We start from the raw sequence: 6514 nt of genomic DNA on the forward strand, positions 1-6514 counted from the left end.
TTAAACCACATCCACGCCCACATGGATCGCATCGTGCCGCCAGAACTCCAGGTCGCAGTCGATCAACCGCTGATGCTGGTCATAATTGACCCGGGCAATCCGCAGGCCCGGGCTACCGACCGACACGCGCAACGCGGCGGCGGCTTCCACCGGCAAGGAGGTCGGTACGATCTCGAAACGCACGCGGCCGTAATGCAGGTCATATTTGCGTGCGTACAGCTCGGTCATTGACTGGTTCAGGTCGCACGCCAGGATCCCCGGGAAGTATTGCGGGTTCAGGTAGTGCTCCACATACAACACCAGACGCCCATCAATGCGCCGGCCCCGGCAAATCTGAATCACGCTGGACAGCGCCGGCAACTGCAACCACGCACACACGGCCGCAGAGGCCGGTTGCAGGCGCGCAGAAATCACTTCGGTCGACGCCACCCGCCCCTGGTCGCTGACCATCGCGTGAAAGTGGCTGCGCTGCATCAGGTTGTAGGCCAGCCGCGGCGGCGAGACAAACCAGCCACGGCGCTCCTCACGATAGATCTGGCCCTGGGCTTCCAGTTGTAACAAGGCTTCCCGCACGGTAATGCGGGTGGTACCAAACAACTCGCTGAGCTTGCGCTCGGCGGGCAATTTACTCGCAGGCGCCAACAAGCCATGGTCGATCTGCTCTTGCAGCGCCAGGCCGATGGATGTCACCGCCTTGATTGCCTCATCACGCATCAACGTTACCTATCTGGACTAGACCAGCACCGTTCAGGTGCATAAACCGCGCTGTATTCGGGCTTCCACTGCTGCTTGCCAGCGTAGGCACTACAGATGACCGGCAGATGACAACCGGTGCCGCCACCCTGCTCCACACCCTGCAATACATCGGCCAAGTCCAGGGCCTGCGGGCACTTGAGCATGGTCTACGCTGAGTCTGAAGTGAGCGACATCGAGGATGTAAAAACGACATCGACATGAAACTGTCATCCAGTACGCCTAGATTGGCTCAGGTATTGCTGACCTAGACCAACACCACCGCAAACGTCGATAAAAACGCAGCGTTGAAAACGCCCAAAGGAGCTTCGGATGAAACAGCTTTTCCTGGCATCACTGTTAGGCTCGACCATTGCCATGTGCACCGCCGCCATGGCCGCTGATACCGATTTGAAAACCTTGGAAGCCGCCGCGAAAGCGGAAGGCGCCGTCAACAGCGTCGGCATGCCCGATGACTGGGCCAACTGGAAAGGCACCTGGGATGACCTGGCCAAGACCTACGGCCTCAAGCACATCGATACCGACATGAGCTCGGCCCAGGAAATCGCCAAGTTCGCCGCCGAAAAAGACAACGCCAGCGCCGATATCGGTGACGTCGGCGCCGCCTTCGGCCCGATCGCGGTCAAACAAGGTGTGACCCAACCCTACAAACCGAGCACCTGGGAACAGGTCCCGGATTGGGCCAAAGACAAAGACGGCAACTGGGCCCTGGCCTACACCGGCACCATCGCCTTCATCGTCAATAAAAAGCTGCTGCACGGTTCCGAAGCCCCTAAAAGCTGGGCTGACCTGAAGACCGGTAAATACAAGGTTTCCATTGGTGACGTCAGCACCGCCGCCCAGGCCGCCAACGGCGTACTGGCTGCCGCCCTGGCCAACGGTGGCGACGAGAAAAACATCCAGCCGGCACTGCTGATGTTTGCGGAAATCGCCAAGCAAGGCCGCCTGTCGCTGGCCAACCCGACCATCGCCACCATGGAAAAAGGCGAAGTGGAAGTGGGTGTGGTCTGGGACTTCAACGGCCTGAGCTACAAGGCCAAGATGGCCAACCCGGATGATTACGTGGTGCTGATCCCATCGGATGGTTCGGTGATTTCCGGCTACACCACCATCATCAACAAATACGCCAAGCACCCGAACGCCGCCAAACTGACGCGCGAATACATCTTCAGCGATGCCGGCCAGACCAACCTGGCACGCGGCAACGCACGTCCGATCCGTGCCGAGCACCTGACCCTGCCTGCCGAGGTTCAGGCCAAGTTGCTGCCGAACGAGCAGTACAAAAAAGTCACGCCGATCAAAGATGCCGAAGCCTGGGAGAAAACCTCCAAGGCACTGCCGCAGAAGTGGCAGGAAGAAGTCATCATCAATATGCAGTAAGGCTTCAACCCACATTGGATGGAGATCCAATGTGGGTGCGAGCTTGTGTGGGAGGGGGCTTGCTCCCGATAGCGGTGTGTCATTCAACACATACATTGGCTGATCCTGCGCTATCGGGAGCCGGCCCCCTCTCACAAAAATCGAGTCAAGCCCAACTGTTGCGGAGCCTCTCCCCCTATGAAGCACAACGTCATCCTTGTGGTGCTCGACGGCCTGAACTACGAGGTTGCCCGACATGCCATGGGGCATCTGCAGGCCTATATCGGCGCAGGACGCGCAGCGCTTTACAAACTGGAATGTGAATTACCGTCGCTCTCGCGGCCGCTGTATGAGTGCATCCTCACCGGTGTACCTCCGATCGACAGCGGCATCGTGCACAACAACGTTTCACGCCTGTCCAATCAACGCAGCATTTTCCATTACGCCACCGACGCCGGGCTGACCACTGCGGCGGCGGCTTACCATTGGGTCAGCGAGTTGTATAACCGTACGCCCTTCATTGCCTCCCGTGACCGTCATACCGACGACCAGGCGCTGGCGATCCAGCACGGGCATTTCTACTGGAATGACCACTACCCCGATTCCCACCTGTTTGCCGACGCAGAAAGCCTGCGCTGCAAGCACACACCGGACTTCCTGCTGGTGCACCCGATGAACATAGATGACGCCGGCCACAAGCATGGCCTCGACAGCGCGCCGTACCGCAACAGCGCACGCTCGGCCGACATCATCCTCGCCGACTACCTGCAGGGCTGGCTCGACGCCGACTGCCAGGTGCTGGTGACCGCCGACCACGGCATGAACAACGATCGCTCCCACAACGGCCTGCTGCCGGAAGAACGGGAAGTGCCGCTGTTCGTACTGGGCTCGGCCTTCAACTTGAGTGCCACGGCAAGCCCCAAGCAAACCGAACTGTGCGGCACCGTCTGCGAACTGCTCGGTGTGCCCCACGACAAACCTGTCTGCCGGGAGCTGTTGAAGTGAACGCCATAACCCGTGGCAAATGGCTGGCGATCCTGTGCCTGGTGCCGTTTGCGCTGTTCTTCATCGTGTTTGAAATCGCCCCGCTGGTGTGGGTAATGATCAATAGCCTGCAATCGGAGGAGTTCGGCTGGGGCCTGGCCAACTTCACCAAGATCTTCAGTTCGAAGTTCTACCTGCAGGCTATCCAGTACAGCCTGGAGATCAGCTTCTACTCCAGCGTGTTCGGCATCATCATTTCGGTGCTCGGCAGCTATTCGTTGCGCCGCGTGGACTCGCCCCTGCGCAACTTCGTGACGGCGTTCGCCAACATGACCAGCAACTTTGCCGGCGTGCCCCTGGCGTTCGCATTCATCATCCTGCTGGGCTTCAACGGCAGCATCACGATCATGCTCAAGCAGGCCGGGATCATTCAGGACTTCAACCTGTATTCCAAGACCGGCCTGATCATTCTCTACACCTACTTCCAGATTCCACTGGGCGTGCTGCTGCTCTACCCGGCCTTCGACGCATTGCGTGAAGACTGGCGCGAATCGGCTTCGCTGCTCGGCGCCAGCGGCTGGCAGTTCTGGCGGCATATCGGCCTGCCGGTGCTCACCCCGGCGCTGCTCGGCACCTTCGTGATCCTGCTGGCCAATGCTCTCGGCGCCTACGCCACGGTGTACGCACTGACCACCGGCAACTTCAACGTGCTGCCGATTCGTATCGCGGCGATGGTCTCCGGCGACATCTCCCTGGACCCGAACATGGCCAGCGCCCTGGCCGTGGTACTGGTGGCGCTGATGACCGTCGTCACCGTGGTCCATCAACTGCTGCTCAAGAGGAGCTACCATGTCTCGCGCTGAAGCCGGCCCGGCCTCCCTCTACCATCGGGTCGTGGTGTACCTGCTGTTTGCGATCCTGGTGCTGCCTTTGGTAGGCACCTTTGTCTACTCCATCGCCAGCAGTTGGTCGGCGACGGTCCTGCCCGCCGGGTTTACCGTGAAATGGTACGTGCAACTGTGGAGCGACCCACGCTTCCTGGCGGCCTTCGGCCAGTCGTTGGTGGTGTGCGTGGGCGCGCTGATCCTGTCGGTGGTGCTGATTCTGCCCCTGCTGTTCGTGGTGCATTACCACTTCCCCAAGCTCGACGCCTTGATGAATATCCTGATCCTGCTGCCCTTCGCGGTACCGCCGGTGGTGTCGTCGGTAGGTCTGCTGCAACTCTACGGCTCGGGGCCGCTGGCGATGGTGGGCACGCCGTGGATTCTGATCGGTTGCTACTTCACCGTGGCGCTGCCGTTCATGTATCGGGCAATCACCAACAACCTGCAGGCCATCAACCTGCGCGACTTGATGGACGCGTCCCAACTGCTCGGCGCCAGCACCTGGCAGGCGGCGATCCTGGTGGTGCTGCCGAACCTGCGCAAGGGTCTGATGGTTGCGCTGCTGCTGTCGTTCTCGTTCCTGTTCGGTGAGTTCGTGTTCGCCAACATCCTGGTGGGCACCCGCTACGAGACCCTGCAGGTGTACCTGAACAACATGCGCAACAGCAGCGGCCACTTCACCAGCGCCGTCGTCATTTCCTATTTCTTCTTTGTGCTGGTGCTGACCTGGGCCGCCAATATCTTGAACAAGGACAAAAGCCAATGAGCTTCGTCAGCGTCCAACATCTGCAAAAAGGCTACGCGGGCACCCCGGTGTTCAGCGACATCAACTGCGAGATCGCCAAGGGCGAGTTCGTCACCCTGCTCGGCCCGTCCGGTTGCGGCAAGTCGACCTTGCTGCGCTGCATCGCCGGGCTGACCTCGGTCGACAGTGGGAAAATCCTGCTGGACGGGCAGGACATCGTTCCGCTGAGCCCGCAGAAACGCAATATCGGCATGGTGTTTCAAAGCTATGCGCTGTTCCCCAACATGACCGCGGAGCAAAACGTCGCCTTCGGCTTGCGCATGCAAAAGGTCAACGCCGATGACAGCCACAAGCGCGTGCAGGAAGTGCTGCAACTGGTGGAGCTCAAGGAGCTTGCCGGCCGCTACCCGCACCAGATGTCCGGCGGGCAATGCCAGCGCGTGGCTCTGGCGCGTTCCCTGGTGACCCGCCCGCGCCTGTTGCTGCTTGATGAGCCGCTGTCGGCACTGGATGCGCGGATTCGCAAGCACCTGCGCGAGCAGATCCGCCAGATCCAGCGTGAACTGGGCCTGACCACGATCTTCGTGACCCATGACCAGGAAGAAGCGCTGACCATGTCCGACCGAATCTTCCTGATGAACCAGGGCAAGATCGTGCAAAGCGGCGACGCCGAAACCCTCTACACCGCGCCGGTGGACGTATTCGCCGCCGGTTTTATCGGCAACTACAACCTGCTCGACGCCGACAAGGCCAGCCAATTGCTGCAACGTCCGATCAGCGGGCGCATCGCGATTCGCCCGGAAGCCATCGAACTGAGCCGCAGCGGCGAGCTGGACGCATTGGTGCGCAGCCACAGCCTGCTGGGTAACGTGATTCGCTACCGCATCGAAGCGCGCGGCGTGGAATTGGTGGTGGACGTGCTCAACCGCTCGGCCGACGATCTGCACCCCGACGGGCAGCGCCTGGCACTTTCCATCGACCCCAGTGCGTTGTGTGAAGTAGCCTGATGCAACGATTGACTTGAGAGAGCGTAACGGATGGCATTGGTAATTTTTGATCTGGACGACACCTTGATCCACGGTGACTGCGCCACCCTGTGGAGCGAACAGATGGGCCGGCTGGGCTGGGTCGACCCTGAGTCGTTCATGCGCAGGAACAACGAACTGATGGACGCCTACAGCCAAGGCAAGCTGCGCATGGAAGACTTCATGGATTTCAGCCTGGAGCCGATGATCGGCCGCACGCCGGAAGAAATCGAGCATCTGGTGGAGCCGTGGGTTGAAGACGTGATCGAACCGCTGATCTACAGCGATGCCACCCAGACCATCGCCCGCCACCGTGCAAAGGGCGACCGGATCCTGGTGATTTCCGCGTCGGGCACCCACCTGGTGAAGCCGATTGCGGCACGCATCGGTATCGACGAAGTGTTGGGGATCGATCTGGACATCAAGCATGGCGTGTACAGCGGCCAGACCGTGGGGGTACTGACGTATCGCGAAGGCAAGATCACTCGTTTGCTGGAATGGCTGGAACAGGAAGGTGAGAAACTGGAGGGCGCGTACTTCTACTCGGATTCGCGCAATGACCTGCCGCTGTTGAGCAAAGTCGAGTTCCCACAGGTGGTGAACCCAGACCCGGTGCTGCGGGCCCATGCCGAACAGGCCGGCTGGCCGATCCATCATTGGGTCTGACACTGCCTCTGGAATTGTAATCCCAGTCAACATGTGGGAGGGGGCTTGCTCCCGATGGCGGGCATCAGATGAAACATTCTTCACTGAGACACCGCCAT

The 6514-nt window shown here is 60.2% G+C and carries 7 protein-coding genes; 6 read left to right on the top strand and 1 reads right to left on the bottom strand.

Annotation, left to right across the window (positions count from 1 at the left end; genetic code table 11):
* Entirely contained in the window at positions 1–714 is a 714-nt protein-coding gene (locus ACQRBV_RS00120; protein ID WP_090365867.1) for a UTRA domain-containing protein, read from the bottom strand.
* 351 nt (positions 715–1065) lie between these two features.
* On the opposite strand from ACQRBV_RS00120, the gene ACQRBV_RS00125 reads away from it, so the two are divergent.
* From ACQRBV_RS00125 to ACQRBV_RS00150, 6 genes are all read left to right on the top strand, one after another.
* Positions 1066–2133, top strand: a complete 1068-nt coding sequence (locus ACQRBV_RS00125; RefSeq protein WP_161550342.1) for an ABC transporter substrate-binding protein — start codon at positions 1066–1068, stop codon at positions 2131–2133.
* Positions 2134–2310: 177 nt separating this feature from the next.
* Positions 2311–3117: an alkaline phosphatase family protein gene (locus ACQRBV_RS00130; protein WP_060756973.1), complete on the top strand. Its 807-nt coding sequence runs from the start codon at positions 2311–2313 to the stop codon at positions 3115–3117.
* A complete protein-coding gene (locus ACQRBV_RS00135; RefSeq protein WP_060756972.1) occupies positions 3114–3959 on the top strand; it encodes an ABC transporter permease in 846 nt (281 codons plus the stop codon). The genes ACQRBV_RS00130 and ACQRBV_RS00135 overlap by 4 nt, the downstream gene beginning before the upstream one ends.
* Positions 3946–4746 (top strand): ABC transporter permease, encoded by an 801-nt coding sequence (locus ACQRBV_RS00140; protein WP_060756971.1) that lies wholly within the window; start codon positions 3946–3948, stop codon positions 4744–4746. Before ACQRBV_RS00135 ends, ACQRBV_RS00140 begins: the two co-directional genes overlap by 14 nt.
* Complete coding sequence (locus tag ACQRBV_RS00145; RefSeq protein ID WP_411984582.1) at positions 4743–5732, top strand: ABC transporter ATP-binding protein; 990 nt, start codon at positions 4743–4745, stop codon at positions 5730–5732. Before ACQRBV_RS00140 ends, ACQRBV_RS00145 begins: the two co-directional genes overlap by 4 nt.
* A gap of 30 nt (positions 5733–5762) precedes the next feature.
* Positions 5763–6416, top strand: coding sequence for an HAD family hydrolase (locus ACQRBV_RS00150; RefSeq protein ID WP_411984581.1), 654 nt, complete (start codon positions 5763–5765; stop codon positions 6414–6416).
* Positions 6417–6514: the final 98 nt, after the last annotated feature.

The sequence above is a fragment of the Pseudomonas sp. R11F genome (assembly GCF_050312575.1).
GTDB classification, from domain to species: Bacteria; Pseudomonadota; Gammaproteobacteria; order Pseudomonadales; family Pseudomonadaceae; genus Aquipseudomonas; species Aquipseudomonas palleroniana.